The 25,934-nt window shown below is 71.3% G+C and carries 23 protein-coding genes; 10 read left to right on the top strand and 13 right to left on the bottom strand.

Annotated elements, in window-relative coordinates; genetic code table 11:
* Positions 1–4: 4 nt before the first annotated feature.
* The gene (locus ACFVGW_RS23320; protein WP_385853333.1) at positions 5–643 is read right to left on the bottom strand and encodes a TetR/AcrR family transcriptional regulator; all 639 of its coding nucleotides are present in this window, start codon (positions 641–643) and stop codon (positions 5–7) included.
* A 252-nt stretch (positions 644–895) separates the two neighbouring features.
* Here ACFVGW_RS23320 and ACFVGW_RS23315 point away from each other — a divergent pair, with 252 nt between their 5' ends.
* From ACFVGW_RS23315 to ACFVGW_RS23300, 4 genes are all read left to right on the top strand, one after another.
* A complete protein-coding gene (locus ACFVGW_RS23315; protein WP_385853332.1) occupies positions 896–1,870 on the top strand; it encodes a tetratricopeptide repeat protein in 975 nt (324 codons plus the stop codon).
* Positions 1,871–2,452: 582 nt separating this feature from the next.
* Complete coding sequence (locus tag ACFVGW_RS23310) at positions 2,453–3,103, top strand: DUF6230 family protein (RefSeq protein ID WP_352191711.1); 651 nt, start codon at positions 2,453–2,455, stop codon at positions 3,101–3,103.
* 138 nt (positions 3,104–3,241) lie between these two features.
* Positions 3,242–3,871: a DUF6114 domain-containing protein gene (locus ACFVGW_RS23305; RefSeq protein WP_352191712.1), complete on the top strand. Its 630-nt coding sequence runs from the start codon at positions 3,242–3,244 to the stop codon at positions 3,869–3,871.
* Complete coding sequence (locus ACFVGW_RS23300; protein ID WP_385853331.1) at positions 3,861–5,165, top strand: hypothetical protein; 1,305 nt, start codon at positions 3,861–3,863, stop codon at positions 5,163–5,165. Before ACFVGW_RS23305 ends, ACFVGW_RS23300 begins: the two co-directional genes overlap by 11 nt.
* An 81-nt stretch (positions 5,166–5,246) precedes the next feature.
* Here the strand turns inward: ACFVGW_RS23300 and pyk are convergent, their stop codons facing one another.
* From pyk to pta, 3 genes are all read right to left on the bottom strand, one after another.
* Positions 5,247–6,677 (bottom strand): pyruvate kinase, encoded by a 1,431-nt coding sequence (pyk, locus tag ACFVGW_RS23295; RefSeq protein WP_383222042.1) that lies wholly within the window; start codon positions 6,675–6,677, stop codon positions 5,247–5,249.
* A 74-nt stretch (positions 6,678–6,751) separates the two neighbouring features.
* A complete protein-coding gene (locus ACFVGW_RS23290; RefSeq protein ID WP_383222043.1) occupies positions 6,752–7,993 on the bottom strand; it encodes an acetate kinase in 1,242 nt (413 codons plus the stop codon).
* Positions 7,990–10,101, bottom strand: coding sequence for a phosphate acetyltransferase (gene pta / locus ACFVGW_RS23285; protein WP_385853330.1), 2,112 nt, complete (start codon positions 10,099–10,101; stop codon positions 7,990–7,992). Before pta ends, ACFVGW_RS23290 begins: the two co-directional genes overlap by 4 nt.
* Positions 10,102–10,360: 259 nt before the next feature.
* Here pta and ACFVGW_RS23280 point away from each other — a divergent pair, with 259 nt between their 5' ends.
* Together ACFVGW_RS23280 and ACFVGW_RS23275 are read left to right on the top strand one after the other, a co-directional pair.
* Positions 10,361–11,386 carry an ATP-dependent 6-phosphofructokinase gene (locus ACFVGW_RS23280; protein ID WP_383222047.1) on the top strand — a complete coding sequence of 342 codons (1,026 nt, stop codon included), beginning with the start codon at positions 10,361–10,363 and terminating at the stop codon, positions 11,384–11,386.
* Between the two features lie 251 nt (positions 11,387–11,637).
* Positions 11,638–12,744 (top strand): helix-turn-helix domain-containing protein, encoded by a 1,107-nt coding sequence (locus ACFVGW_RS23275; protein ID WP_385853329.1) that lies wholly within the window; start codon positions 11,638–11,640, stop codon positions 12,742–12,744.
* Positions 12,745–12,818: 74 nt separating this feature from the next.
* Here the strand turns inward: ACFVGW_RS23275 and ACFVGW_RS23270 are convergent, their stop codons facing one another.
* The 4 genes from ACFVGW_RS23270 to ACFVGW_RS23255 all read right to left on the bottom strand — a co-directional run bounded on the left by ACFVGW_RS23270 (position 12,819) and on the right by ACFVGW_RS23255 (position 16,861).
* Complete coding sequence (locus ACFVGW_RS23270) at positions 12,819–13,649, bottom strand: inositol monophosphatase family protein (RefSeq protein ID WP_385853428.1); 831 nt, start codon at positions 13,647–13,649, stop codon at positions 12,819–12,821.
* Between the two features lie 49 nt (positions 13,650–13,698).
* Complete coding sequence (locus tag ACFVGW_RS23265) at positions 13,699–14,307, bottom strand: helix-turn-helix transcriptional regulator (protein WP_352189609.1); 609 nt, start codon at positions 14,305–14,307, stop codon at positions 13,699–13,701.
* Between the two features lie 209 nt (positions 14,308–14,516).
* Complete coding sequence (locus tag ACFVGW_RS23260; RefSeq protein WP_383222049.1) at positions 14,517–15,203, bottom strand: response regulator; 687 nt, start codon at positions 15,201–15,203, stop codon at positions 14,517–14,519.
* On the bottom strand, positions 15,200–16,861 hold the full coding sequence (locus ACFVGW_RS23255; RefSeq protein WP_385853328.1) for an ATP-binding protein: 1,662 nt from the start codon (positions 16,859–16,861) through the stop codon (positions 15,200–15,202). Before ACFVGW_RS23255 ends, ACFVGW_RS23260 begins: the two co-directional genes overlap by 4 nt.
* A gap of 99 nt (positions 16,862–16,960) precedes the next feature.
* Between ACFVGW_RS23255 and ACFVGW_RS23250 the strand changes: the two genes are divergently transcribed.
* Complete coding sequence (locus ACFVGW_RS23250; RefSeq protein ID WP_385853427.1) at positions 16,961–18,358, top strand: cation:dicarboxylate symporter family transporter; 1,398 nt, start codon at positions 16,961–16,963, stop codon at positions 18,356–18,358.
* 312 nt (positions 18,359–18,670) lie between these two features.
* Here ACFVGW_RS23250 and ACFVGW_RS23245 read toward each other — a convergent pair whose 3' ends face one another.
* The 3 genes from ACFVGW_RS23245 to ACFVGW_RS23235 form a co-directional block, all read right to left on the bottom strand.
* Positions 18,671–20,128 carry a glycoside hydrolase family 16 protein gene (locus tag ACFVGW_RS23245; protein ID WP_385853327.1) on the bottom strand — a complete coding sequence of 486 codons (1,458 nt, stop codon included), beginning with the start codon at positions 20,126–20,128 and terminating at the stop codon, positions 18,671–18,673.
* Positions 20,129–20,204: 76 nt separating this feature from the next.
* Entirely contained in the window at positions 20,205–21,125 is a 921-nt protein-coding gene (locus ACFVGW_RS23240) for an aldo/keto reductase (protein WP_385853326.1), read from the bottom strand.
* A complete protein-coding gene (locus ACFVGW_RS23235) occupies positions 21,125–22,018 on the bottom strand; it encodes an NAD-dependent epimerase/dehydratase family protein (RefSeq protein ID WP_385853325.1) in 894 nt (297 codons plus the stop codon). The genes ACFVGW_RS23240 and ACFVGW_RS23235 overlap by 1 nt, the downstream gene beginning before the upstream one ends.
* Positions 22,019–22,062: 44 nt before the next feature.
* On the opposite strand from ACFVGW_RS23235, the gene ACFVGW_RS23230 reads away from it, so the two are divergent.
* From ACFVGW_RS23230 to ACFVGW_RS23220, 3 genes are read left to right on the top strand one after another with little or no spacing between them, the layout of a single operon-like run.
* The gene (locus ACFVGW_RS23230) at positions 22,063–22,584 is read left to right on the top strand and encodes an Lrp/AsnC family transcriptional regulator (protein ID WP_383569742.1); all 522 of its coding nucleotides are present in this window, start codon (positions 22,063–22,065) and stop codon (positions 22,582–22,584) included.
* 46 nt (positions 22,585–22,630) lie between these two features.
* Positions 22,631–23,023 (top strand): MerR family transcriptional regulator, encoded by a 393-nt coding sequence (locus ACFVGW_RS23225; protein ID WP_215066265.1) that lies wholly within the window; start codon positions 22,631–22,633, stop codon positions 23,021–23,023.
* 3 nt (positions 23,024–23,026) lie between these two features.
* Positions 23,027–23,365, top strand: a complete 339-nt coding sequence (locus ACFVGW_RS23220; protein ID WP_385853324.1) for a thioredoxin family protein — start codon at positions 23,027–23,029, stop codon at positions 23,363–23,365.
* Between the two features lie 72 nt (positions 23,366–23,437).
* Here the strand turns inward: ACFVGW_RS23220 and thrS are convergent, their stop codons facing one another.
* Both thrS and ACFVGW_RS23210 read right to left on the bottom strand, forming a co-directional pair.
* Positions 23,438–24,658, bottom strand: coding sequence for a threonine--tRNA ligase (gene thrS, locus ACFVGW_RS23215; protein ID WP_385853323.1), 1,221 nt, complete (start codon positions 24,656–24,658; stop codon positions 23,438–23,440).
* Positions 24,659–24,850: 192 nt separating this feature from the next.
* Positions 24,851–25,873 carry a DUF6817 domain-containing protein gene (locus ACFVGW_RS23210; protein WP_385853322.1) on the bottom strand — a complete coding sequence of 341 codons (1,023 nt, stop codon included), beginning with the start codon at positions 25,871–25,873 and terminating at the stop codon, positions 24,851–24,853.
* Between the last annotated feature and the right edge of the window lie 61 nt (positions 25,874–25,934).

Genomic DNA, 25,934 nt, shown 5'->3' with positions numbered 1-25,934 from the left:
CACCCTAAGGTGTCGCCGCCGCCGCGCCCAGGCCTCCGATGAGCAGGGCCGTGAAGCGCTGGACCCACGCGGCGTCGACCGGCTCGGCGCTCACCAGGGCGCGGTGGACCACCGCGCCGGCGATCACGTCGAAGATCAGGTCGTCGGTGCTGCCGACCGACGTCGGGTCCCGGTCGGAGGGGAGTTCGCCGCGCTCCTGGGCGCGCTGGCGGCCTTCGAGGACGAGCCGCTTCTGCCGGTCCACGATGGAGGTGCGGATGCGCTCGCGCAGCGGTTCGTCCCGGGTGGACTCCGCCACCACGGCCATCAGCGCCGTCTTGGTCTCCGGCCGCTGGAGCAGCGCGGCGAACTGGAGGACCACATGCTCGATGTCGGCCTGGAGGGAACCGAGGTCGGGGAGTTCGAGTTCGTCGAAGAGGACGGCGACGGCGTCCACGACCAGTTCGTTCTTGCTCGCCCAGCGCCGGTAGAGGGTCGTCTTGGCGACCCCCGCGCGGCCGGCCACATCGCCCATGGTCAGCTTGGACCAGCCCAGTTCGACCAGCGCGGCCCGGGTCGCCTCGAGGATCGCGGCATCGGCCTCGACACTGCGCGGGCGTCCGGTACGGCTGCGGGAACTGCGGGAACTGGTGCGGCTACACATGGAGGTCGACCATACCCGCCGGTAGGTATTGCGCCAGAGGTGCGTGATGTGAGCCAGTTCACCGGGGAGTCCTTCCCGCGAGACGACCGGGACAGTTACGCTACGACCCGTAGCGAAAGGCCTCCACCGGCCTGAGCGACAACCACATTGCGCCGGGTGGGGACCCGGCGCGACCGAAGGGAACCGCGCACCTTGGTGTGCGGTTCAGCCATGACTTACCGGTTACGCGCGCGGAAGGGGGAGGATGTACTCATGCAGCCCAGAAACATGTCCATGAGCGGCGTCGTCGACCTCGCCGCGGTGAAGGCGGCCGGAGAGGCCAAGGCCAAGGCGGAGCAGGCGCGCGCGCAGGCCGCCCGGCAGGGCGGGCCCACGGCCGTCGCCCCCTCCGCCCTGGTGATCGATGTCGACGAGGCCGGCTTCGAGCGCGATGTCCTCCAGCGCTCCGCCGAGGTTCCGGTCGTCATCGACTTCTGGGCCGAGTGGTGCGAGCCCTGCAAGCAGCTCGGCCCCCTCCTGGAGCGGCTCGCCGTCGAGTACAACGGCCGCTTCCTCCTGGCGAAGATCGACGTCGACGCCAACCAGATGCTGATGCAGCAGTTCGGCATCCAGGGGATTCCGGCCGTTTTCGCGGTGGTCGCCGGCCAGGCGCTGCCGCTCTTCCAGGGTGCGGCCCCCGAGGCCCAGATCCGCGAGACCCTGGACCAGCTGATCCAGGTCGGCGAGGAGCGCTTCGGTCTCACCGGTATCGCCGTGGACCCGGACGCCGCGGCCGACGGCGCGTCCGCCGCGGCCCCCGTGCCGGCCGGTCCGTACGACGCGCTGCTCGAAGCGGCCATGTCGGCGCTGGACGCCGGTGATCTGGCCGGTGCCGTCCAGGCGTACAAGAACGTGCTCGCCGACGACCCCGCCCACCCGGAGGCCACGCTGGGTCTCGCCCAGGCGGAACTGCTCACCCGGGTGCAGGACATGGACCCGCAGCAGGTGCGCAAGAACGCGGCGGACGATCCGGCCGACGTCACCGCGCAGATCGCCGCCGCCGACCTCGATCTGGTGGGCGGTCATGTCGAGGACGCTTTCGGCCGTCTTGTGGACGCCGTGCGGCGCACGGCCGGTGAGGACCGGGACGCGGCGCGGCTGCGGCTCCTGGAGCTCTTCGAGGTCATCGGTCCGGACGATCCGCGGGTCACGACGGCCCGTCAGGCCCTCGCACGCGTGCTGTTCTGACCTGATCCATCCCGTCCGGGACAGCGCCGATTTGGCGACACAGTGACAAAACGCGGCCGCGCTTTACCAAAACTTGGTAATCGCGGCCGCTGTTACTTGCAGTAAATCGAACCTCGATTTCTGTCCGGGTTTCACCGACATCCTCCTCCTATGTCGCCTCCCTTGACTGCACCCTGTGTGGCCGGGCGACATCGCCCCGTCGTGGCGCGGTTATCCAGCCGTTACTAGTCAGTAACGAACCCCCTTGTGCCCCGGCCCGGAATGGACCACGATCGGCGACGCTCGGTCCTGTACCGCACCCCGGCACCCAACCGGGCACGGCGGCGAGGGTCCCCACCGAGCGGGTCGGCGACAGTGGCGCCGGCCGTGGACAGGGGGGTTCCTGCTCTCACCGGCAGGGCCTGTCCAAGAGGTTGCGCGCAAGGCGTGGCCAGTGGTTGTCGCTCGGGGGTGATCGCCGGTGATGTCGGACGCTCCTCGCGCCCGGTGTACGGCGCTCCTTCCCGAGGACGTAGCACTTCTCCCATCCCAGGACGGGCCCTGGGCCCATCCGGAGATGTACGTCCGAGAAGGAGGATTCTCATGAAGTCCCAGGTTCGTGGCGGGACCAGATGGAAGCGGTTCGCCGTCGTCATGGTGCCGAGTGTGGCCGCGACGGCCGCGATCGGTGTCGGCCTGGCTCAGGGCGCGCTCGCCGCGTCCTTCAGCATCTCCGGCCAGGAGTTCAAGGTGAAGGCCGACAGCCTTGTCGGCAATGACTTCGTCCAGTACGGCAGCGTGGCGTCCGGCAAGGACCTCGAAGGCAAGCCCTTCGCGGAGCCGGTCGGTGTCTCGGGCTTCTCCGAGGCCTGGATCACCAACATGTGCCAATCCGTGGTGACGCCGAACGTGCCGTTCATCGGCAACGTGTCGCTCGAGCTGCGCGCCGGTACGGAGAAGAACAAGCCGGTCTACGCGAAGGACATCTACCTCGATGTCTCGTCGCTGAAGGCGGACGCCGAGTTCGGCAACATCGACATCGGTGTGGCCGCGGGCTCGCTCCCGAAGTCCGAGGGCAAGCCGGGCATCCAGCCCGGTACGAAGGCCAACCCCTACGGCTTCTCGCAGCGCGCCGAGACGGCGAAGCTCACCAACGTGGAGCAGAAGGCGTGGGCGACCACGGCCGGAACGTTCAAGCTCAGCAACCTGAGCCTGAAGCTGCACAAGGGCACCAAGGAGTGCTTCACCGAGTAGTCACTCGGTGCGGCATCTGGCACAACCGCCCGGCGGGCGAGGGCCGTCGTTCGTTCCGTAACGGCCCCGCCCGTTCCCGGCCATAGCGCCATCTTCTTCACTTTTCTCAGCAACACCGCTTCCAGGGAGCTGTTTTCCATGAGCGCCGAGTCCACTGCTTCCCGCGGAGTCCCGAACCAGCGCGAGCGCCGTTTCCACCACTGGCGGGGCAGCCGACCCTTCTGGGCCGGTCTGTTCACCATGATCGGCGGCGTACCGATCGCCTACTTCCCGTATGCCGACCTGCGACTCGGCAACATGACGATCGCCATGGCGACGACGGGCGGCGCCGGAGCGCTGATCATCGGCGTGCTTCTGGTGACGCTCGGACTGACGATGTGGTTCCAGCCCGTCGTACGCGTCTTCGCGGGCGTCGCGGCGATCGTGCTGGCGCTCGTCTCCATCCCGGTCTCCAACCTCGGTGGCTTCTTCATGGGCTTCCTGCTGGCCCTGATCGGTGGCGGACTCTCCGTCGCATGGGCCCCGGCTCCGGTGCAGGAGACGGCGAAGCCGGCCGGCGAGCCGACGGGCGCCGAGGCGGGCGAGCACGAGTACGACGGTCAGCCGCAGGGATCCGAGGCGCCGGAGGAGACCCAGCCGGTCGACTTCGGGAAGGCCACGGTTCCGGAGCAGCGCGCCGGTGAGGAGCCGGACCCGCAGGCGGGTCCCGGTGCGCAGGCGACCGAATCGACGATCGACGCCAACGGCGGGAGGAACAGTGCGGGGTGACGAAACACAGTCGGCGCAGTCGGCGACGGCTGCGGACGACGCCACTCTGGCTCGCAGGGGTCCGCGGCACGCGGCACCGCGCAAGTCGCTGCTGAACAAGATCCAGGGACCGGCGGGCAAGGCGATGGCCCTGGCCGCCATGCCGACCGCGGTCCTGATGGGCATGGGCATGGCGCCCAAGCTCGCCCTCGCCGACGAGAAGGACATCCCCTTCGCGCCCGGTCCGTGCGTGACCCGCTCGGACGAGCCGGTGGCCGAGGAGTCGACGAAGCCCGCCGAGACGCCGAAGCCCACGCCGACGTCCGACGCGAGCGAGAGCCCGGACCCGACCGGATCGCCGAAGCCCGGCACGACGGAGGAGCCGGAGGCGCCCAAGCCGACCGCCACCCCCTCGGCGACGGCCACGACGAAGCCGGACGCCGAGGAGCAGCGGGCCCCGGCGCCGACGCCGACCCCGACGAAGAGCGTCAACCCGCTCGACCCGCTGGGCCTCGGCGACAAGATCAAGGACCTCTTCGACGGGCCGGACAGCACCCCGACGGCCACGCCGACGCCGACCGCTTCCGCGACGAAGCCGTCGGCCGAGGACCCTGCCGCGACGCCGACGGCCGAGCCCGACGACAAGCCGGCGACCACGGCGCCCAAGCCGGGCAAGGCCACCGCCGACGACCCGGTCGACCCGGCCAAGGACGCGATCAAGGACGCCGCCGAGAAGGCCGGCGCGAAGGTCGAGGAGCTGCCGGAGGACGCCAAGGGCCTCGACGTCAAGAAGGACGAGGACATACCCGAGGGCGCCAAGCCGCGCTTCCCGTGCCCCGAGGCCGACCCCGAGGCGCTCGCGGCCGCGGAGCTGGAGCCGGGCATCCCGCTGCTCCCGGACGAGCCGTGGATCCTCAACAGCACGAGGCTCACGCTCAAGGGCCTCAAGTACCACGGCATCGTCGAGGTGAAGACGGGCAGCGGAAAGATCAAGAAGGTTCTGAAGTTCACCGCGAAGGACGGCGTGGACATCAAGGACCTGCACCAGCGCACCGTGCACTCCGAGGGCTACACGGGACACGTCCGCTCCGACAAGGGCTCGACGTCGACCATGACCAACGGCACCGTGACCATGTACACGGAGAGGCTGAAGGGCAACCTCTTCGGCATCATCCCGGTCACCTTCAGCCCGGAGACCCCGCCGCCGCTCGACGTACCGTTCGCGATCTTCACGGACGTCGAGGTGCGCCAGGCCGGCCAGTTCGGCGGCACGCTCACGGTCCCCGGCCTGCGCAACACGGTCGAGGCCGGCTGACCGCAGTCCGGCAGACATGACGAGGGCCCCCGTCCGGATCGGACGGGGGCCCTCGTCATGCCCGGAGGCCGGCGCGGCGCGTCAGTCGCGACCGTCGCCGCCCAGGTGGTGCACCCGGACCATGTTCGTGGTGCCGGGGACGCCGGGGGGCGAGCCGGCCGTGATGACCATGGTGTCGCCCTCGTTGTAGCGCTGGAGCTTCAGCAGCTCCGCGTCGACGATGTCGACCATCGCGTCCGTGGTCTCCACGAACGGCACGAGGAAGGACTCCACGCCCCAGCTCAGCGTGAGCTGGTTGCGGGTGGCCTCGTCGGTGGTGAAGGCCAGGATCGGCTGGATCGTGCGGTAGCGCGAGAGGCGGCGGGCGGTGTCGCCGGACTGGGTGAAGGCGATCAGCGCCTTGCCGTCCAGGAAGTCCGCGATCTCGCAGGCCGCGCGGGCGACCGAGCCGCCCTGCGTACGCGGCTTCTTGCCGGGCACGAGGGGCTGGAGGCCCTTGGAGAGCAGCTCCTCCTCGGCCGCGGCGACGATCTTCGACATCGTCTTCACGGTCTCGATCGGGTAGGCGCCGACGGAGGACTCCGCCGAGAGCATGACCGCGTCCGCGCCGTCCAGGATCGCGTTGGCCACGTCGGAGGCCTCGGCGCGCGTGGGGCGGGAGTTGGTGATCATCGACTCCATCATCTGGGTGGCGACGATGACCGGCTTGGCGTTGCGGCGGCACATCTCCACGAGGCGCTTCTGCACCATCGGGACCTTCTCCAGCGGATACTCCACGGCGAGGTCGCCGCGGGCCACCATGACGGCGTCGAAGGCCGCGACGACGGCGGCCATGTTCTCCACCGCCTGCGGCTTCTCCACCTTGGCGATGACCGGGACCCGGCGGCCCTCCTCGTCCATCACCTTGTGGACGTCCTTGACGTCGTTGGCGTCGCGGACGAAGGAGAGGGCGACCATGTCGCAGCCCATACGGAGCGCGAAGCGGAGGTCCTCGACGTCCTTCTCGGACAGGGCCGGGACGTTGACCGCGGCACCCGGCAGGTTGATGCCCTTGTGGTCCGAGATGACACCGCCCTCGATGACCACGGTCTTGACCCGCGGACCCTCGACCTCGACGACCCGCAGTTCGACGTTGCCGTCGTTGATCAGGACCTGGTCGCCCTTGGAGACGTCGCCCGGCAGGCCCTTGTACGTGGTGCCGCAGATGGACTTGTCACCCGCGACGTCTTCCGTGGTGATGGTGAACTCGTCACCGCGCACCAGCTCGACGGGACCCTCCGCGAAGGTCTCCAGACGGATCTTGGGGCCCTGGAGGTCGGCGAGCACACCGACGGCGCGGCCGGTGTCCGCCACCGCCCTGCGGAGACGGTCGTACCGCTCCTGGTGCTCTGCCTGGGTCCCGTGGCTCATGTTGAATCGGGCCACGTTCATACCGGCCTCGATGAGCGCTTTCAGCTGCTCGTACGAGTCGACGGCGGGGCCCAGCGTGCAGACGATTTTGGAACGGCGCATGAGGCGGATCCTATCGGTTTGTTTCACTGCGGAATATTCCGTCTGGTGGAAAGTACAAATGGGCGCGGGGTCGCTCAGGCGTTCACTTCCGGAGCGGCCGGGGCCACCAGGTCGTAGCTCTGGCGCGCGATCTCCAGCTCCTCGTCCGTCGGCACCACGGCGACCGCCACCCGCGCGTACGCCGGCGAGATGATCCGGGCCTCGCCGGACCGTACGGCGTTGAGATCGGCGTCCACCGCCAGGCCCAGCTCCTCCAGTCCCACGATCGCAGCTTCCCGCACCGGAGCCGCGTTCTCCCCGACACCCGCCGTGAACGCGACCGCGTCCACCCGCCCGAGTACCGCGTAGTACGCCCCGATGTACTTCTTCAGCCGGTGGATGTAGATGTCGAAGGCGAGCGCCGCCCGCTCGTCGCCCTCGTCGATCCGGCGGCGGATCTCCCGCATGTCGTTGTCGCCGCAGAGCCCGACCAGCCCCGACTTCTTGTTGAGCAGCGTGTCCACGTCGTCGTCCGTCATCCCCGCCACCCGCTTGAGGTGGAAGGTCACCGCCGGGTCGACGTCACCCGAGCGCGTGCCCATGACCAGGCCCTCCAGGGGGGTGAGCCCCATCGAGGTGTCCACGCACCGCCCGCCCCTCACGGCCGAGGCGGAGGCCCCGTTGCCCAGGTGCAGCACGATCACGTTCACCTCCTCCGGCTCCTTGCCCAGCAGCCTCGCCGTCTCACGCGACACATAGGCGTGCGAGGTGCCGTGGAAGCCGTACCGCCGGATGCGGTGTGCGTCCGCCGTCTCCACGTCGATCGCGTACCGGGCCGCCGGCTCCGGCATCGTCGTGTGGAAGGCGGTGTCGAAGACCGCGACCTGCGGCAGGTCGGGGCGGAGCGCCATCGCCGTACGGATCCCGGTCAGGTTCGCCGGGTTGTGCAGCGGCGCGACCGGGACGAGCCGCTCGATCTCGGCGAGCACCTCCTCGTCGATCACGGTCGGCGCCGTGAACCGCAGTCCGCCGTGCACCACCCGGTGGCCGATGGCCGCCAGTTCGGGGGAGTCGAGGCCGAGGCCGTCCGCCGACAGCTCCTCCGCCACCGCCTTCAGGGCGGCCGCGTGGTCGGCGATGGCGCCGGTCCGCTCCCGCGGGGCGCCTCCGCCGCCCTGCAGCGGGGTGTGGACCAGGCGCGAGGTCTCCTCGCCGATCCGCTCCACCAGGCCGACCGCGAGCCGGCTCCGGTCACGCATGTCGAGCAGCTGGTACTTCACCGACGAGGAGCCGGAGTTGAGGACGAGAACGCGGGTCGCGGTGCCGGTGCCGGTCATGCGGGGAGCTCCTGGGACTGGCCCTCGGGGGCCTGGGGGACCTGGGACTGGATCGCCGTGATGGCGACCGTGTTGACGATGTCGCTGACGAGCGCGCCGCGCGAGAGGTCGTTCACCGGCTTGCGCAGGCCCTGCAGGACCGGGCCGACGGCCACGGCACCGGCCGAACGCTGCACGGCCTTGTACGTGTTGTTGCCGGTGTTGAGGTCCGGGAAGATCAGCACGGTCGCCTGACCGGCCACCTCCGACCCCGGCAGCTTGGTCGCCGCCACGGACGGCTCGACGGCCGCGTCGTACTGGATGGGCCCCTCGATCCGCAGCTCCGGGTGGGACTCGCGCACCAGCTTCGTCGCCTCGCGGACCTTGTCGACGTCCGCTCCGGAGCCCGAGGTGCCGGTGGAGTACGACAGCATCGCGATCCGCGGCTCGACGCCGAAACGGGCCGCGGTGGCCGCCGACTGCACGGCGATGTCCGCGAGCTGCACCGCGTTCGGGTCCGGGTTCACCGCGCAGTCCCCGTACACCAGCACCTTGTCGGCCAGGCACATGAAGAAGACGGACGAGACGATCGACGCCTCGGGCTTGGTCTTGATGATCTCGAACGCCGGACGGATGGTGGCCGCCGTGGAGTGCACCGAGCCGGAGACCATGCCGTCGGCGAGACCCTCCTCGACCATCAGCGTCCCGAAGTAGTTGACGTCCGAGACGACGTCGTACGCCAGTTCCACCGTCACGCCCTTGTGGGCGCGCAGCTCGGCGTACTTCGTGGCGAACGCGTCACGCAGCTCCGAGGTCTGAGGGTCGATCAACTGGGTCGACGGCGACGACAGGTCGATGCCCAGGTCGGCGGCCTTCTTGCGGATGACCTCGACGTCGCCGAGGAGCGTCAGGTCGCAGACGTCCCGGCGCAGCAGCACGTCGGCCGCGCGCAGTACGCGCTCCTCGGTGCCCTCCGGCAGGACCACACGGCGGCGGTCGGCGCGGGCCTGCTCCAGGAGTTCGTGCTCGAACATCATCGGCGTGACCCGCCCGCTGCGGGCCACCGAGATCCGCTTCAGCAGATCGGCCGTGTCCACGTGCCGCTCGAAGAGACCGAGTGCGGTCTCCGCCTTGCGGGGCGTGGCCGCGTTCAACTTACCTTCGAGGGAGAAGAGTTCGGCGGCCGTGGGGAAGCTGTTGCCGGGGACGGAGATGACCGGGGTGCCGGGCGCGAGCCGGGCGGCCAGGGTCAGGATCTCGTCACTGGGGCGCTCGTTGAGGGTGAGCAGGACACCGGCGATGGGCGGGGTGCCGGCCGAGTGCGCCGCGAGCGCCCCGACGACGATGTCGGCGCGGTCCCCGGGGGTGACCACCAGGCAGCCGGGGGTCAGCGCGTTCAGGAGGTTCGGCAGCATCGCGCCGCCGAAGACGAAGTCCAGGGCATCGCGCGCCAGGCCCGCGTCGTCGCCGAGCACGACCGAGGCGCCCAGATGGTGGGTGATCTGGGCGACCGTGGGGGCCGCGAGCGCGGGCTCGTCGGGCAGGACGTAACAGGGCACCGGCAGCCGGGCCGCGAGCCGTTCGGCGATGGCGGCCCGGTCGTCGGCGGCCACCCGGTTGACGGCCATCGCGAGCACGTCGCAGCCCAGCCCGTCGTACGCCCGGAAGGCGTTGCGCGCCTCGGCCCGTACGGACTCGGCGGGCTGGCCCTTGCCGCCCACCACGGGTATCACCGAGGCGCCGAACTCGTTGGCGAGGCGCGCGTTGAGCGCCAGCTCGTCGGGGAGCTGGGTGGCGGCGAAGTCCGTACCGAGGACGAGGACGACCTCGTACTCCCGGGCCACCGCGTGGAAGCGGTCGACGAGCCGGGAGACCAGTTCGTCGGTACCCTGCTCGGCCTGGAGCGCGGACGCCTCGTGGTAGTCCATGCCGTAGACGCTCGCCGCGTCCTGGGAGAGCCGGTACCGGGCGCGCAGCAGGTCGAAGAGCCGGTCGGGGCCGTCGTGCACCAGGGGCCGGAACACCCCCACCCGGTCCACCTGGCGGGTCAGGAGCTCCATGACTCCCAGCTCGACGACCTGCCGGCCGTCCCCGCGGTCGATCCCGGTCACGTACACACTGCGCGTCACGCCGTGGTCTCCTGTCCCGTTTCCGTCCACCCGATCGCGTCAACCGAGTGTGTTCAAAAAACCCCGATAGGGTGGCATAGCCCTCTTGACAATACCTCCGGGGGTGGATAGGACGCCCGCCGGGCGAAGGGCCCCTAAAAGGGGACGAAAGGCCCTCGGAGACGGGCCCGCGGAGCCGCCGGGAGCGCGAGGGCCGAGCCGGACGTGGGAGAATCGACGGAGCTCACACGTACCACTACCGAGCAGGAGACACGGCACGATGCGCATCGGAGTTCTCACCGCAGGCGGCGACTGCCCTGGCCTGAACGCAGTGATCCGGTCGGTCGTACACCGGGCGCTCACCGGCCACGGCGACGAAGTCATCGGCTTCGAGGACGGGTTCAAGGGTCTCCTCGACGGGCACTTCCGCCCCCTCGACCTCAACGCGGTCAGCGGCATCCTCGCCCGCGGCGGAACCATCCTCGGCTCCGCCCGCCTGGAGCGCAACCGCCTGGCCGAAGCGGCCGCGTCCGCACCGGAGTTGGCGAACGAGTACGGCATCGACGTGCTCATCCCGATCGGCGGCGAGGGCACGCTCACGGCCGCCCGGATGCTCGCGGACGCCGGCATGCCCGTCGTCGGCGTCCCCAAGACGATCGACAACGACATCTCCTCCACCGACCGCACCTTCGGCTTCGACACCGCCGTGGGCGTGGCGACGGAGGCCATAGACCGTCTCAAGACCACCGCCGAGTCCCACCAGCGCGTGATGGTCGTCGAGGTGATGGGCCGGCACGCCGGCTGGATCGCGCTGGAGTCCGGCATGGCCGGCGGCGCCCACGGCATCTGCCTGCCCGAGCGTCCCTTCCAGGTCGACGACCTCGTCAAGATGGTCGAGGAGCGCTTCGCGCGCGGCAAGAAGTTCGCCGTCATCTGCGTCGCCGAGGGCGCGCACCCGGCCGAGGGCTCCATGGAGTACAAGAAGGGCGAGATCGACCAGTACGGTCACGAGCGCTTCCAGGGCATCGGCACCCGGCTCGCCATCGAGCTGGAGCGGCGGCTCGGCAAGGAGGCCCGGCCGGTCATCCTCGGTCACGTCCAGCGCGGCGGCACGCCGACGGCGTACGACCGGGTGCTCGCGACCCGCTTCGGCTGGCACGCCGTGGAGGCCGCGCACCGGGGCGACTTCGGCAGGATGACGGCGCTGCGCGGCACCGACGTCCACATGGTCCCGCTGGCCGAGGCCGTCACGCAGCTGAAGACCGTCCCGTCGAGCCGGATGTCCGAGGCCGAGTCGGTCTTCTGACCCACCCGGCCGGGACCTCGGTCCCGATCCGTCCCGAAGCCGGAAGGGCCCCGATCGTCCCCCGTGGACGATCGGGGCCCTTCCGTTCCCCCGTGTCTCCCCCGTGGTTCCCCCGTGTCTCCCCCGTGGCGGTTCCGGCCCGGGGCCGGAATTGCCGATTTCCACTCTTGAGTTGAACAGCCGGATCAACAAGGCTTGGGGCTGTCCCGGACATGTCCCAACCCTGTCCGGGGGAGGGGCGGCGAGCACGTATGACCGAGGGACACGCCGGCGCGGGCGGCGCCCCCGACCCGCGCGGGGCCACCGACGCCGCCTCGTTCCTCGCGCAGCTCCAGGCACTCAAGGACTGGTCCGGACTGACCTACCGCGAGCTGTCGGCCCGGGCCGAGGCGCTCGGCGACGTCCTGCCCCGCTCGACCGTGGCCAACATGCTCGCCCGCTCGACCGTCCCCCGCGAAGAACTCCTGACGTCCTTCGTCCGCGCGTGCGGAGTGGCCCCCGGCGCGCTGGAGGACTGGCAGTCGGTCCGCAAGGAGCTGGCGGTACGAGGGGTGTACGGGGGCGGTGTGGGCGGCCCCGAGGGGCCGACGGCCGGGGAACCGGAGAGCGAGGGGCCGGAGGCGGAGGAACCGCAGACCGGGGAACCGGCGACCGGGGAACCCGAGACCGCGTGGGCGGTGGCGGCGGCGGGAGCCCCCGGTCCCGGCCCCGGTCCCGAGCCTCCGTCGCCCGGTCCCGGCCGCGGGGCCGGCCCCGACGCCGGTCCCGGCCCCCGGATACCGCGGACGCTCGTCACCGTCGTCGCCGTCACCGGCCTCGTCCTCGCCACCGTCAGCCTGGTCGCCGCCCTCGTGCGGGACGAGGACGGCGGCCGCCCGGAGACCGAGGCCACGGCCCTCACCGCGCCGGCCGCCGGGGACGTACGCATACGGGTGATCGGCTCGGACCTCTGCCTGAACGAGCGGCGCGGCGGCCGCAGCGGCCAGATCCATCAGCGGGAGTGCGAGGGCGCCGACGTCCCCCGGTACTCCCTCAAGGACCTCGGCTCCGGGGAGTGGCGGATCGTCTCCGACCACCCCGACTACGGCCCCGGCTGCTCCGGCATCCCCTCCGGGGGCCGGATCCCCGACGCCGCGTTCGAGGACTCCGAGTGCGGGGATCCGTCCCGCGTGGAAACGTTCCGCCTCGAGCCCTTCGGTACCCCGGTGACCGGCTACCGCATCGTCCCGAGGGGCCCGGCGACAGTGAACTCCTGCGTCACCGTCGTCGGCGACCGGGCCGCAGCCTGGGCGAAGCTGGCCCAGGCCCCGTGCCGTACGGACGCCCGGGGCCAGCTCTTCAGCTTCGACCGCCGCTGACGCCCCGCGGCCGGACCGGTACCCAGGGGGCCGGTGGCCCAGGGGGGTCCGGACCAGCCCCGGCCCAGCGCCGGTCAGCCCCGGATCATCGACATCAGCTGCTCGTGGGTCCCGGCGTCGGCCGCTGCCACGAGCCCGCGGCCGCCGGCCCCGACCGGGCCCCCGTCGATCCCGGTGACGACGCAGCCGGCCGCCCGGCACAAGGCGATGCCCGCGGCGAAGTGCACGCTCCCCGACAGGTCACCGCCGTCGGTGACGTACGCGGCCCGCTTGCCGGCCGCGACCCAGGCCAGCGCCAGCGTCGACGACACGACCCGCGGCCGGAACCGCTCGACGAATCCGGGGTGGGCCAGCAGGTCCACCGCCCGGAACCCCGGTGCGCTCGGGAACGGCGGATCGAGGTTGACGTCCACGAGACTGGTGGCGGGCGTCGGCGCGAGCGGCGTGACGGACCCCTCGCCGTCGCCCTCGCCGTCTCCGCCTCCGTCGCCCCCGCGCCGCACCCAGGCGGCCCGGCCGTCCGTGAAGAAGACCTCGCCGCTGAACGGGTCGGCCACCGCCGCGGCCCCGTCGCGCAGCGCCACGTTGACGGCCACGACCATGGTGCCGGCGGCGTAGTTCAGGGTTCCGCAGAGCGGATCCACCAGCCACCGGCGCGCGGCGTCGGCCGCACCCTGCCGCCCGCTCTCCTCGCCCAGCACCGCGTCGTCGGGCCGGGCGGTCCGGAGGACGTCGAGGATCGCCTTCTCCGCGGCCACGTCGGCGGCGGTGGCGAAGTCCCCGTCGCCCTTGTCGATGCGGGCGAGCCGACGGCCGTACAGGGTCCGTACGACGTCCGAGCCGGCGCCCGCCGCGGCCACCGCGACATCCGTGTCGTCGAGGCGGACCGCGGATGAATTGATCATGTCCATGGTCCCGACCCTACCGACGGGAACCCCGTTCCCCGCGGGCGTCCTACGGGCCGACCGCGTCCCAGAAGTGCTGGACGATCCCGTCCAGGTACTCGCGGCCGGACTCCCCGCTGCCGCCCGAGGCGCCCCAGCTGCTGGTGGCCGCCATCCTGGCGTGGTAGTCCGTGTACAGCCGCTGGAGGGCGGGCTCCAGGATCCGCTTCGGCAGCGGCAGCAGCTTCGCCACGGGACGGACGTACGCCTGCCAGCGCGTCGTGGCCGCGTCCCGCAGCAGCCCTGCCAGCTCCTCGTCCCGGCCGGTGGCCTGGAGCAGTTCCTTCGGTCCGAGGCCGAGGGCCTCGGCGAGGGCGCCGGTCTGGCGTTCGTTGCCGCGCCAGCGGCCCGACTCCTCCATGCGCGTGTAGGCGGCCGCGTCGAGACCCACGCGCCGGGCCAGGTCGTCGAGGCCGATGCCGCGGGCGATCCGGTGTTCGCGGAGGGTGGTGGCGGCGGCTATCAGCTCCCCGGGGGCACACCAGAGGACGCCCGCGAGTGCGGTGAGCTCCTGTGCGGTGGGGGCGAGGCGCCCGCGTTCCCAGGCGACGACGATGTCGGGGGTGGTGGCGAGGCCGTACTGCGCGCGGAGACCGTAGGCGACATGGCCCGGAGCCATGCCGAGGCCTTCGCGCAGTTGACGTGCGGCGAGCGCGTTGAAGGGAGGGGAGGGAGGGGTGTGGTGCACGCCCCACACCGTAGGTGCGGAACGTGACCGTGGGCTACGGTGCGTTCACCCAAGGCCAGAAGTCGTAGAAACGTGGGAACTCGGCGGTAACCATCCGTAGTGATCACCTACGGGTTCGGTGACCGACGAGCGCCGTCCGGTCAGCGGACGATCGTCGTGATCCACCGGTACTGGAGCTCCGGCCGGCCGATCTGACCGTACTGCGGAGCCCGGGCGGCGCGCCCGTCCGTGACCAGGTGTTCCAGATAGCGGCGGGCGGTGATCCGGGAGATCCCGACCGCAGCTGCGGCCTCCGTCGCGGTCAGGCCGTCCGCGGCGTCGCGGAGGGTGCGGGTGACGGCCTCCAGGGTGGGGGCGCTCAGGCCCTTGGGGAGCGAGGCCGGCTGCGGCGCGCGCAGCGTGGCCAGGGCGCGGTCCACCTCGTCCTGGCCGGACGCCTCACCGGCGGTGGCGCGGAACTCCGCGTAGCGGGTGAGCCGGTCCCGCAGCGTCGCGAAGGTGAACGGCTTCAGGACGTACTGGACGACACCCAGCGACACCCCCTCGCGCACGATCGCCAGATCGCGGGCCGAGGTCACCGCGATCACGTCCGCGGAGTGTCCGCCCGCCCGCAGCGAGCGGAGCAGCTGCAGGCCGTGGCCGTCGGGGAGGTAGAGGTCGAGCAGGATGAGGTCGACGGGCGCCCGGTCGAGGACGCGCACGGCGGCGGCCCGTGAGTGCGCGACCCCGACGACCGTGAACCCCCGTACCCGCCCCGCGTAGAGCGCGTGCGCGTCGGCGGCGACGGGATCGTCCTCGACCACCAGTACGCGGATGTCCTGGCTCATACGGGAACCTCCCTGCTCGTCCCGCCCCCGTCGTGGTGCCTCGGCCCCGGCGTCCCGCCACCGGCCCGCTCCCGCTCCCGCACCAGCGGCAGTCGTACGGTGAACTCCGCGCCGCCCTCCGGGGGGTCGGTCAGGACCACCGTGCCCGAGGCGCGGGTGGCCGCCTGGCGGACCAGGGCCAGGCCGAGACCCCGGCCGGGGCCATGGGTGGACCAGCCGCGGTCGAAGGCCGTCTCGCGGTCGGCCTCGGCGATCCCCGGCCCGGTGTCGCAGACCCGGAGGAGGAGTTCGCCGTCGCAGGTGCGGGCGGTGACCGTCACGTGCGCGTGCGGGGTGCCGCTCGTCGCGTCCACCGCGTTGTCGATCAGGTTGCCGAGGATCGTCACCAGGTCCCGCGACGGGATCTCCGGCGGCAGGAGCCCGTCGTCTATCCGGCTGTCCTCGGTCAGGACCAGCTCCACACCCCGCTCGTTGGCCTGCGCCGCCTTGCCCAGGAGCAGCGCCGCGAGGACCGGCTCGCCGACCGCGTCGACGACCCGGTCGGTGAGCGCCTGGGCCAGCTCCAGCTCCGCCGTGGCGAAGCCCACCGCCTCGTCCACCCGGCCGAGTTCGATCAGCGAGACGACCGTGTGCAGCCGGTTCGCCGCCTCGTGGGCCTGCGAGCGCAGCGCCTGCGTGAACCCTCGCTCCGACGTCAGCTCGCCCGACAGCGCCTGGAGTTCGGTGCGGTCCCGGAGTGTCACCACCGTCCCGCGGCGCTCCCCGCCCACCACCGGGCGGGTGTTGACCACGAGCACGCGCTCCGCCGTCAGATGCAGCTCGTCCACCCGCGGCTCGGAGGCGAGCAGCGCGCTGGTGAGCGAGACCGGCAGGCCCAGATCCGCCGCCGACCGGCCCACGACCTCCGCGTCCAGACCGAGCAGCTCGCGCGCCCCGTCGTTGATCAGCGCGATCCGCCGCTGCCCGTCCAGCATCACCAGGCCCTCGCTCACCGCATGCAGCGCGGCCTCGTGGTAGTCGTGCATCCGGCTCAGCTCGGTCGCGTTCATCCCGTGCGTGTGGCGCCGCAGCCGGGCGTTGATGACGTACGTACCGGCGCCGCCGAGCGAGAGCGCAGCACCCGCCATGCCCAGGAGCGCGACGACCTGCTCCCGTACCTGCTCGCTGATCTTCTCGATCGTGATGCCCGAGCTGACCAGGCCGACGACCCGGCCGTCGTCGAGCACCGGCGCGACCGCGCGGACCGACCGGCCGAGCGTGCCCAGATGCGTCTCGGAGAAGGTCGTCCCCCGCAGGGCCGGCTCGATGTGGCCGAGGTACGTGCGGCCTATCTGGCCCGGCTCGGGGTGCGTCCACCGCGTGCCGTCGGGTGCCATGATCACGACGAAGGCGACCCCGGAGTGCTTCCGCAGCGACTCCGCGTACGGCTGGAGCCGGGCGCTCGGGTCGGGGGAGCCCGCCGCCTCCACCACGGAGGGGGACTCGGCGACGGCCGTCGCGAGCGCGGTGACCTGGCGGCGCGCGGTCTCCTCGGCCTGGTCCCGGTCGGTGAGGTACGCGAAGACCACGCACCCCGCCACGATCGCCGCCACCAGCACGACCTGCATCGCGAAGAGCTGGCCGGCGAGGCTCCGTGGACGGGGGACGGGTATGCGCATGCCGGACAGTGTGACAGTTCGCCCGTGAACGAAACGAACGTAAGCGTGACCCGGGTCACAGGCTGATGGATATTCGCTGGGATCCACCGGGACGTGGACATCCATCAGCACGAGGAGGACCCCGTGGCCGCACAGCGGGACCGCACCCATTATCTGTATCTCGCCGTCATCGGAGCCGTGATCCTCGGAGTCACGGTCGGCTTCGTGGCACCGGACTTCGCCGTCGAGCTCAAGCCGCTGGGCACCGGCTTCGTGAACCTCATCAAGATGATGATCTCGCCGATCATCTTCTGCACGATCGTTCTCGGTGTCGGCTCGGTCCGCAAGGCCGCGAAGGTCGGGGCCGTCGGCGGGCTCGCGCTCGGGTACTTCCTCGTGATGTCGACCGTCGCCCTCGCCATCGGCCTGGTCGTCGGCAACATCCTGGAGCCGGGCTCCAGCCTCCACCTGACCAAGGAGGTCGCCGAGGCGGGCGCACAGCAGGCCGACGGGGCGAGCGAGTCCACGGCGGACTTCCTGCTCGGGATCATCCCCAAGACGCTGGTCTCCGCCTTCACCGAGGGCGAGGTCCTGCAGACCCTGCTCGTCGCCCTCCTCGCGGGCTTCGCCCTCCAGGCCATGGGGCGTGCCGGTGAGCCCGTGCTGCGCGGGATCGGGCACATCCAGCGACTGGTCTTCCGCATCCTCGCCATGATCATGTGGGTCGCCCCGATCGGCGCGTTCGGCGCCATGGCGGCGGTCGTCGGCGCGACCGGCATCGACGCGCTGAAGTCGCTCGCGGTCATCATGATCGGCTTCTACGTCACCTGCGCCCTCTTCGTCTTCGTGGTGCTCGGCGCGCTGCTCCGGATCGTGGCGGGCGTCAACATCCTCACGCTCCTGAAGTACCTGGGCCGCGAGTTCCTGCTGATCCTCTCCACCTCGTCCTCCGAGTCCGCGCTGCCGCGCCTCATCGCGAAGATGGAGCACCTGGGCGTCAGCAAGCCCGTCGTCGGCATCACCGTCCCGACCGGCTACTCCTTCAACCTGGACGGCACGGCGATCTACCTGACGATGGCCTCCCTCTTCGTCGCCGAGGCGATGGGCAACCCGCTCTCCGTCGCCGAGCAGATCAGCCTGCTGGTCTTCATGATCATCGCCTCGAAGGGCGCCGCCGGTGTCACCGGCGCGGGCCTGGCGACCCTCGCCGGCGGCCTGCAGTCGCACCGCCCCGAGCTCGTCGACGGCGTCGGCCTGATCGTCGGCATCGACCGCTTCATGAGCGAGGCCCGCGCACTGACGAACTTCGCCGGCAACGCGGTCGCGACCGTCCTCGTCGGCACCTGGACCAAGGAGATCGACGAGCAGCGGGTGGCGGAGGTGCTCGCGGGGCGGGTTCCGTTCGACGAGAAGACCCTCGTCGACGACCACGCGGCCCTGCCGGAGCCGGACGAGGAGTCGGACGTACCGGACCAGCGCCTCGGCAAGGGCGACGAGAAGGCCCACGCGGGCGTCTGAGCGATATCGGATCCAGGATCCAATGTCCGGGATCCAATGTCCGGGATCCATGATTCCGGACACCGGATCCTGGACATTGGATCCACCACATGGATCCGGAGACCGCCCCGGCTCCCGGGCCTTGAGCCGGATCCGGGCTCCGGGGTACGGGACGCCCCCGGCCGCTCATGCGGCCGGGGGCGCCTTTCCCGTAGGTCACGGGTCGGTGTGGTCGGCCGGCGTCACCGGTCCGCGCCGGTCACCGGTCCGCGCCGGTCACCGAAGCGTGTCGGTCGCCGATGCACGTCGGTCACCGAAGCGCGCGGATCCCGCTCAGGAGAACGGGATCCGCACCACCGACTGGTTCCCGACGCCGACCGTGCTCGCCCCGTTCCCGATCGCGTTCCACACCTCGACCCGGACCCGTCCGTTCGACAGGTTCCCGTGGCTGCCGGTCGCCGACTTCAGGCCGCTCGCCTGGGTGTAGTGCTCGTACCCCGGCACCGGATCGGTCGCGAAGTACTGGTACGTCTCCACCCGCTCCCAGCTCCCGTCGCCCGTACGGTCGTAACTGACCCGCACCTGCTGACCGTTGGCGACCACCGATCCCGCGTCCACGAACAGGTCGAACTGGGTCGCACCGCCGTTGTACGTCCGCGTGATCGGACCGGAGGTGAAGACCTGCGGGTCGGCCGGCGCGCCGTCGTGGTTCCCGCCGCCCGCCGAGGCCAGGGAGACGGTCGAGGCGGCCGCCTGGGCGTCTCCGGCGCCCGAACCCGTTCGCAGGTACAGCTGCGAGGAGCCCGAGGGCGGCGGAGTGGTCGGCGGGGTCGTCGGCGGGGTCGTCGTGCCGCCGCCCTTCGTCCACACGGCCACGTAGTCGACCAGCATGGGCCGCCCGGACACCGTGGCGGCCGTCGGCGTCGGACCGCCCAGGGCGTCCGGGAAGGCGCCGCCCATCGCCACGTTGAGCAGCAGGAAGTAGCCCGCGTGGCTGGTCATGTCGGCCCACGCCTGGGCCCCGACCCGCGTCTCGTTCACGCTGTGGAAGAGCTGGTCGTCCACGTACCAGCGCAGCTCGTTGGGGGAGGCCGAACGGTCCCACTCGAAGCGGTACGTGTGGAAGGCCGACTGGCAGCTCGCGCCCGGGCAGACGCGGCTGGCGCCGATGCCGGTGGTCTCACCGCACGGCCCGCCGGGGTTCACGCCGCAGTGCAGCACACCCCAGACCGAGTTGATGCCGTTGACGTTCTCCATGATGTCGAACTCGCCGATGGCGGGCCAGTTCCAGTAGTTGCCCCGGTAGGGCGCGCCGAGGGCCCAGAACGCGGGCCAGTAGCCCTTGGCGGCGTCACCCGTGACGTTCGGCATCTGAATCCGGCCCTCGATGCGGAGGGTCCCGCCGGCCGGAGCCTTGAAGTCGGCCCGCCTGGTCTCGATCCGGGCCGAGGTCCAGTTGCCCGCGCCGTCCTCGAGCGGGGTGATGCGGAGGTTCCCGGTGCCGTCGAGGCGCAGGTTGTCGGGGCTCGACGTGTAGTTCTGGATCTCTCCGGTGCCCCAGTTCCCGGGGCCGCCCGGATAGCCGTGGCCGGTGTCGATCTGCCAGTCGGCCCCGTTGGGCAGGGAGCGGTCGGGGCCGTCGAAGTCGTCGCTCCACTGGAGCGACCAGCCGGGCGCCGGGGGTACGGCGCCGCTGGCGGTGCCGGCCCCGCCCAGGCCGAGCAGGGCGCCCGCGGCAAGGGTGCCGGCGAGGAGTGAGGCGAGAAGAGGGGTGCGTCGGACGCGGCTCAAGGAGAACACCTCCGGTGGGGGTTGAGGGCGTGAGAGCGCTCTCAGGAAGCTTTTGTAGATGGAGACACCGGGCCCGTCAATGGGTTCGGTGCCTTCGACTTCCGAACGACCGTCGAACGTCCAGCTCGACCAACTCCCGTGTACTGAGCACGAGTTCGGAGGCCGCCGCCGAATCCCGCACGGTCCCCGGCCGGCTCGCCCCCGGGATCGGCAGCACCGTCTCCGAACGGGCCAGCAGCCAGGCGAGCGCCACCCGCTGCGGGCTCACCCCGCGCTCCCGCGCAACCCGGTGGAACGCCCCGAACTCCGGGTCCGCCTCCAGGGCCGACGCCCCGTCCAGCGAGCTGCGCGAGATGCCGCCCAGCGGGCTCCAGGGCATGAACGCGAGACCGAGCTCCGCGCAGAGCCGCAGCTCCGGCTCGGAGGACCGGACCGCCGGGGAGTACCGGTTCTGCACGGAGACGAGCCGCTCGCCCAGGATCTCCCGGGCGAGCCGGATCCCGCCGACGTCCACGTTCGAGATCCCGGCCAGCCGGATCGTGCCCGCGTCCAGCAACTCCCGTATCGCGCCCAGTGATTCGGCGTACGGAACGGCCGGGTCCGGCTTGTGGAGCTGGTACAGCCCGATCGCCTCGACGCCCAGCCGCCGAGCCGACGCCTCGGCCGCCCGCCTCAGATGCTCCGGCCGCCCGTCGACCGTCCAGCCGCCGTCGGCGGTCCGCCCGCGCCCGCCCTTCGTCGCCACGAGCACGTCCCCGGTCCGGCCACGACCCCCGTACGTGGCCAGCGCCCGCGCCATCAGCAGCTCGCCGGCGCCCGGCTCACCGCCCGGCGGGTGGTAGGAGTCCGCCGTGTCGAGCAGGGTCACGCCCGCGTCCAGGGCCGCGTGGACCGTGGCCAGGGCGCGGTCCTCGTCCGGGTGCCCCTCGATGGAGAGCGGCATGGCTCCGAGGCCGACCTCGCCGACCCGTACGTCCCCGAGCATGCGGTACCGCATCAGCGCACCCCCAGCGTCTCGGCGAGGGCCTGCCCCAGCCACTCCGTGGAACGGCGGAAGGAGAATCCGAGAGCCGTCGCCCTGGAGTTGTCCATTCCGTACGAGCGGGCGAAAGAGAAGGGCGACACCTCGCCGACCTCGACCTCCCGGAAAACGGTCCGGCCCCCGATCCGGCGCTCGATCTCCGCGCAGATGTCGGCGGTGGTGAGCGGGCCGTGGGAATGCGCGTTGACCGGTCCGGTGAACGAGGCCCCGGCCGCCCACGCCAGGAATTCCGCGATCTCCTCCACGTACACATAGGTGGCCGGATGGTTCTCCGCCGGTACGCAGACAGGTTCGCCGGCCCGGATACGATCCGCGTAATGGCCGACCCGGCCGGTGAAGTCGTCCTCACCGCCGAGCACATGGGCGACCCGCACCGCCGCGTACGGGAAGGCGGGCGCGGCCGCGAAGACCGCCTCCGCCTGCCGCTTCCCCTCCCCGTAGTGCGCGTCGAGGAACTCCGGGTCGTCCCAGGGGAGATCGAGGTCGACCGTGACGGTACGCGGATCGACCGCCTCCTCCCGTACCGGGTCGGCGGTGTTCTCGTACTCGTACACCTCGACCGTCGACGTCATCACATAACGCCGTGTGCGCGGCCCGAGAACGCGCCGTGCGATCGCCGCCTGGCGCGGCGTGTAACAGACCTGGTCGACGACGACATCGAATACCCGGTCGCCCAGCGCGCTTTCCAGAGCGGCCTCGTCGTTCCGGTCGGCGATCAGATGGTCCACGCCCTTCGGAACCCCCGAAGAACCCCGGTTGAGAATCGCGACGGCATGCCCGGATTCCAGCAGACGGGACGTCAGGCGCTTTCCGACATAGCGGTTTCCGCCGATGATCAAAACGTTCATGCGACAATTGTTACGTTGAGCGACCGTTGACTGAAGGGGGAAACATGGGAGTCCAGGCCGCCGCACCGAAGGAACCACGGCATCCGCGCCCTGCCGCCGACGAAACCTCGGCGGGGGCCTTCGACCCCATCGACCGGCAGATCCTGCAACTCCTCCAGGAGGACGGCCGGATCAAGCTCAGCGAGCTCGGCCGCCGCGTCCGGCTGAGCCCCGCCGCCGTCACCGAACGGGTCCGCAGACTGGAGGCCTGCGGGGCGATCACCGGCTACGGCGCCCACGTCTCCCCGGCCCGCCTCGGTTACGGCATCCGGGCCTTCATCCGCGTCGACCCGCACGGCGGCTACACCCTCAGACACCCCAGAACACTGGAGCTGACCGCCCGCCCGGAGGTCCTGGAGGTCCACCACGTCGTCGGCGAGGACTGCTGGATCCTCAAGGTCGCCGTCACCGACACCCTCCACCTCGAAGACGTCCTGGAACAGACCTCGGCGCTCGGCCGGACGACCACGTCGATCGTCCTGTCGTCCCCGGTGGAACGCAAACCGCTCCTGCCCCCGGCCCCGTGAACGAGGCTTTGCCTTGACGTCGGCGTCAAGGCGTACGTTCGGGGACATGCGAATCGGCGAGCTGGCCGAGCGGGCCGGAACGACCACGCGGACTCTGCGCTACTACGAGTCCCGTGGCCTTCTGGCAGCCCGGCGCACGGAGAACGGCTACCGCACGTACGACGAGGACGACCTGCGTCTCCTCCAGCAGATCAGGACCCTGCAGGACTTCGGGTTCGAACTGGAGGAGACCCGGCCGTTCGTCGAGTGCCTGCGGGCGGGCCACCCGGCGGGGGACGCGTGCCCCGCCTCGCTCGACGTGTACCGCCGCAAGCTCGCGGAGCTGGACGGCCTCGTCGAGCAGCTCCAGGCGGTACGCGCACAGGTCGCCGCGCAACTGCTGCGGGCCGAGGCGGAACTGCCGGGCGGCCCCGAACCCACCTGCGAACTCGGAGGATGAGTCATGACCGACGTGACGGACGTGACGGACGCGGTGTTCGACCACGAGGTACTGGAGGCCGACCTCCCGGTCCTGGTGAAGTTCACCGCCGACTGGTGCGGCCCGTGCCGCCAACTGGAGCCGGTGCTCCGCGCGATCGCGGAGGAGGAGCACGACCGGCTGAAGATCGTCCGGATCGACGTGGACCGCAACCCGGAGACGACGCTCCGCTTCGGCGTCCTGGCCACCCCGACGCTGATGGTGTTCCGCGCCGGCGAACCCGTGAAGTCCATCGTCGGCGCCCGCCCGAAGCGCCGCCTCCTCCAGGACCTGGAGGACGTACTGACTCCGGCACCCCGGTGATCCTCTGGCAGGATCGCCTGACACGACGACGGCCGGCGTCGCGACGGGAGAAACGGGCATCGACCGCTGACCCTAGTCGTCCCACAGCGCGGTGCTGTGTGCGCCGATGAGGTTCTCGATCCGTCGCAGGGCCTCGTCGGCCGGCAGCGGGTCGAGTCTGCGGCCGTCGCGCAGCCGCAGTGCCACCAGACCGTCCGCGGCCTCCTTCGCGCCGACGACCGCCTGGTACGGGACGAGGCGGGCCTCCCGGACGCGGGCGCCGAGGCTGCCCTGGTCGGGGCCCGCCACCTCCGCCCGCAGCCCGCGCTCCACGCACCGCGCGGCCAGCGCCTCGGCGACGGAGCGTTCGGACTCCGCGACCGGCAGGACGACCAGTTGGACGGGGGCCAGCCAGCCGGGGAACGCCCCGCCGTGCTGTTCGAGGAGGTGCGCGACGGCACGCTCCACACTGCCGACGACACTGCGGTGGATCATGACCGGGCGGTGCCTGGCGCCGTCCGCGCCGACGTAGCGCAGGTCGAACCGCTCCGGCTGGTGGAAGTCGATCTGCACGGTCGACAGGGTGGACTCGCGGCCGGCCCGGTCGGCGACCTGCACGTCGATCTTCGGGCCGTAGAACGCGGCCTCGCCCTCGGCGGACTCGTACGGCAGCCCCGATTCGTCGAGCACCTCCCGGAGCAGGGCGACGGAGCGCCGCCACAGCTCGGGGGCGTCGACGTACTTCCCGCCCGGCCCGGGCAGCGAGAGCCGGTGGCGCGCGGGGACGATGCCCATCGCCTCGTACGCCCTCCGGATCAGCTCCAGCGCGCCCGCGGCCTCCTCCCGGACCTGGTCCGGGGCGCAGAAGATGTGCGCGTCGTTCAGCTGGATGGCCCGGACCCGGGTCAACCCGCCGAGGACGCCGGAGAGTTCGGAGCGGTACATGGGACCGAGCTCGGCCATGCGCAGAGGCAGGTCGCGGTGGCTGTGCGGGCGGGAGCGGTAGACCACCGCGTGGTGGGGGCAGAGACTGGGGCGCAGGACGACCTGCTCGCCGCCGAGTTCCATGGGCGGGAACATGTCGTCGCTGTAGTGCGCCCAGTGCCCGGAGATCTCGTACAGCTCCCGCTTCCCGAGGACGGGCGAGTACACATGCCGGTATCCGGCGCGCCGCTCCACCTCCCGTACGTACTCCTCCAGTGCGTGCCGTACGGCGGCTCCGTCCGGCAGCCAGTACGGCAGGCCGGCCCCGATCAGCGGGTCGGTGTCGAACAGGTCGAGTTCGCGTCCGAGCATGCGGTGGTCGTGGTGCATGTCGCCCTCCTGGGGGTGGCCGCCCGGGGGCGAGCGGCCGGAGGTACGACGAAGCCCCGGGGCGCTCGGCCCCGGGGCTTCGTGACGTAAGACAGCGGTCAGCGCGCCGGGACACTCTCCGGCGTCGTCGTGATGACCGCGGCACGCTTCATACGGTCGACGGTAGCGGGTTCGCCTCCGGCGCGCACCGGGTTATGCGTGGAGCCTGAGCCCCACGCGGCGCGTCACGAGGTTGACCGAAGCGACCTCGACGGACAGCTCGTCTCCCTCGCGCGGGGCGAGGCCTCCCAGGTCCTCCTCGTGCACCACGCCGTCGACACCTGGGGCCAACTCGACGAGGACCCCGACGGCCAGGACGGCCGTGACCCTCCCGCGGCGGACCCCGGCGAACCCTCCGCGGGCGAACGCGGCCAGCGGATCGGGCTCCAGGGCCTTGAGCGAGAGAGAGATCCGCTCGCGAGTCATGTCCACGTCCAGCACTTCGAAGGCGTGCTCCTCGCCCTCGGCGATGATGTCCGAAGGCCCGTCGTAGCGGTACCAGGACACCTCGGGGATGTTCATCGTCGCCTGGACGCCGCCCAGTTCCACGAACGTCAGGTGGAAACTCGCGATGTGCGCGACGACACCGGTGACGACGTCTCCCCGCTCCAGCCCCCGCAGGAACGCCTCGCGCTCGGCGCCCTCCAGCGTCAGCAGTTCGTGTGCCTCGGTGAACGCCGGCTCGCTCAGCAGCGACCGCCACCGTGTGAACAGTCTCAGCAGCGCGCCGCCGTGCCGGGACCACAGCTCCTGGTTCTCCCGCAGCACGTCCACCTCGTTCGCGGCCGTCAGCTCCGCGAAGTCCGCCCGCTGCCGCGCCGTCGGAATGAAGGTCTCGCCGGTGAACCGGTCCCGGAAGGGACCGTCCTCGCTCCCGAGGTGCGCGTACGAGAATTCCCGGTCGCAGCTCGCGTAGAAGTACACGAGCTCCTCGGCCTCCGCGCCGATCGCCGCCGCCAGGACCTCACGCTGCTCCAGCGGCAGCAGATGCTCGGAAAAGCCGTCGGTGCCGTAGAAGGCGTGGCTCAGTCCCGCGAGCCGAAGCTCGTCCCGCGCGCCCCAGGCGGCCAGTCGGGCCTCGACCCGGTCCAGATGGCCGAGCAGGGTGCCCCCTGGGTGCTGCAGTATGTCCGCTCCCCGTGCGATCAGCAGATCGCGTGCCGTGTCTCTCCCCATGAGACATGAAAATACCCCGACTAGAATTGCAGTCGGGGTCGGAACTCGCGTATCTTCATGG

The sequence above is a fragment of the Streptomyces sp. NPDC127129 genome (genome assembly GCF_042671585.1).
Lineage (GTDB): Bacteria > Actinomycetota > Actinomycetes > Streptomycetales > Streptomycetaceae > Streptomyces.
Note: the sequence above shows the minus strand (reverse complement) of the source record. Positions and strands in the feature narration are given on the sequence as shown.

Excerpts from the sequence above, each read along its gene's own strand:
- ACFVGW_RS23220 (WP_385853324.1), top strand. The coding sequence starts at position 23,027 with ATGACCGACGTGACGGACGTGACGGACGCGGTGTTCGACCACGAGGTA.
- ACFVGW_RS23315 (WP_385853332.1), top strand. The coding sequence starts at position 896 with ATGCAGCCCAGAAACATGTCCATGAGCGGCGTCGTCGACCTCGCCGCG.
- ACFVGW_RS23230 (WP_383569742.1), top strand. The coding sequence starts at position 22,063 with ATGGGAGTCCAGGCCGCCGCACCGAAGGAACCACGGCATCCGCGCCCT.
- ACFVGW_RS23310 (WP_352191711.1), top strand. The coding sequence starts at position 2,453 with ATGAAGTCCCAGGTTCGTGGCGGGACCAGATGGAAGCGGTTCGCCGTC.
- ACFVGW_RS23235 (WP_385853325.1), bottom strand. The coding sequence starts at position 22,018 with ATGAACGTTTTGATCATCGGCGGAAACCGCTATGTCGGAAAGCGCCTG.
- ACFVGW_RS23270 (WP_385853428.1), bottom strand. The coding sequence starts at position 13,649 with ATGATCAATTCATCCGCGGTCCGCCTCGACGACACGGATGTCGCGGTG.
- ACFVGW_RS23260 (WP_383222049.1), bottom strand. The coding sequence starts at position 15,203 with ATGAGCCAGGACATCCGCGTACTGGTGGTCGAGGACGATCCCGTCGCC.
- ACFVGW_RS23255 (WP_385853328.1), bottom strand. The coding sequence starts at position 16,861 with ATGCGCATACCCGTCCCCCGTCCACGGAGCCTCGCCGGCCAGCTCTTC.
- ACFVGW_RS23225 (WP_215066265.1), top strand. The coding sequence starts at position 22,631 with ATGCGAATCGGCGAGCTGGCCGAGCGGGCCGGAACGACCACGCGGACT.
- ACFVGW_RS23290 (WP_383222043.1), bottom strand. The coding sequence starts at position 7,993 with ATGACCGGCACCGGCACCGCGACCCGCGTTCTCGTCCTCAACTCCGGC.
- thrS (WP_385853323.1), bottom strand. The coding sequence starts at position 24,658 with ATGCACCACGACCACCGCATGCTCGGACGCGAACTCGACCTGTTCGAC.
- ACFVGW_RS23275 (WP_385853329.1), top strand. The coding sequence starts at position 11,638 with ATGACCGAGGGACACGCCGGCGCGGGCGGCGCCCCCGACCCGCGCGGG.
- ACFVGW_RS23210 (WP_385853322.1), bottom strand. The coding sequence starts at position 25,873 with ATGGGGAGAGACACGGCACGCGATCTGCTGATCGCACGGGGAGCGGAC.
- ACFVGW_RS23265 (WP_352189609.1), bottom strand. The coding sequence starts at position 14,307 with ATGGCTCCGGGCCATGTCGCCTACGGTCTCCGCGCGCAGTACGGCCTC.
- pyk (WP_383222042.1), bottom strand. The coding sequence starts at position 6,677 with ATGCGCCGTTCCAAAATCGTCTGCACGCTGGGCCCCGCCGTCGACTCG.
- ACFVGW_RS23305 (WP_352191712.1), top strand. The coding sequence starts at position 3,242 with ATGAGCGCCGAGTCCACTGCTTCCCGCGGAGTCCCGAACCAGCGCGAG.
- ACFVGW_RS23240 (WP_385853326.1), bottom strand. The coding sequence starts at position 21,125 with ATGCGGTACCGCATGCTCGGGGACGTACGGGTCGGCGAGGTCGGCCTC.
- ACFVGW_RS23320 (WP_385853333.1), bottom strand. The coding sequence starts at position 643 with ATGTGTAGCCGCACCAGTTCCCGCAGTTCCCGCAGCCGTACCGGACGC.
- ACFVGW_RS23280 (WP_383222047.1), top strand. The coding sequence starts at position 10,361 with ATGCGCATCGGAGTTCTCACCGCAGGCGGCGACTGCCCTGGCCTGAAC.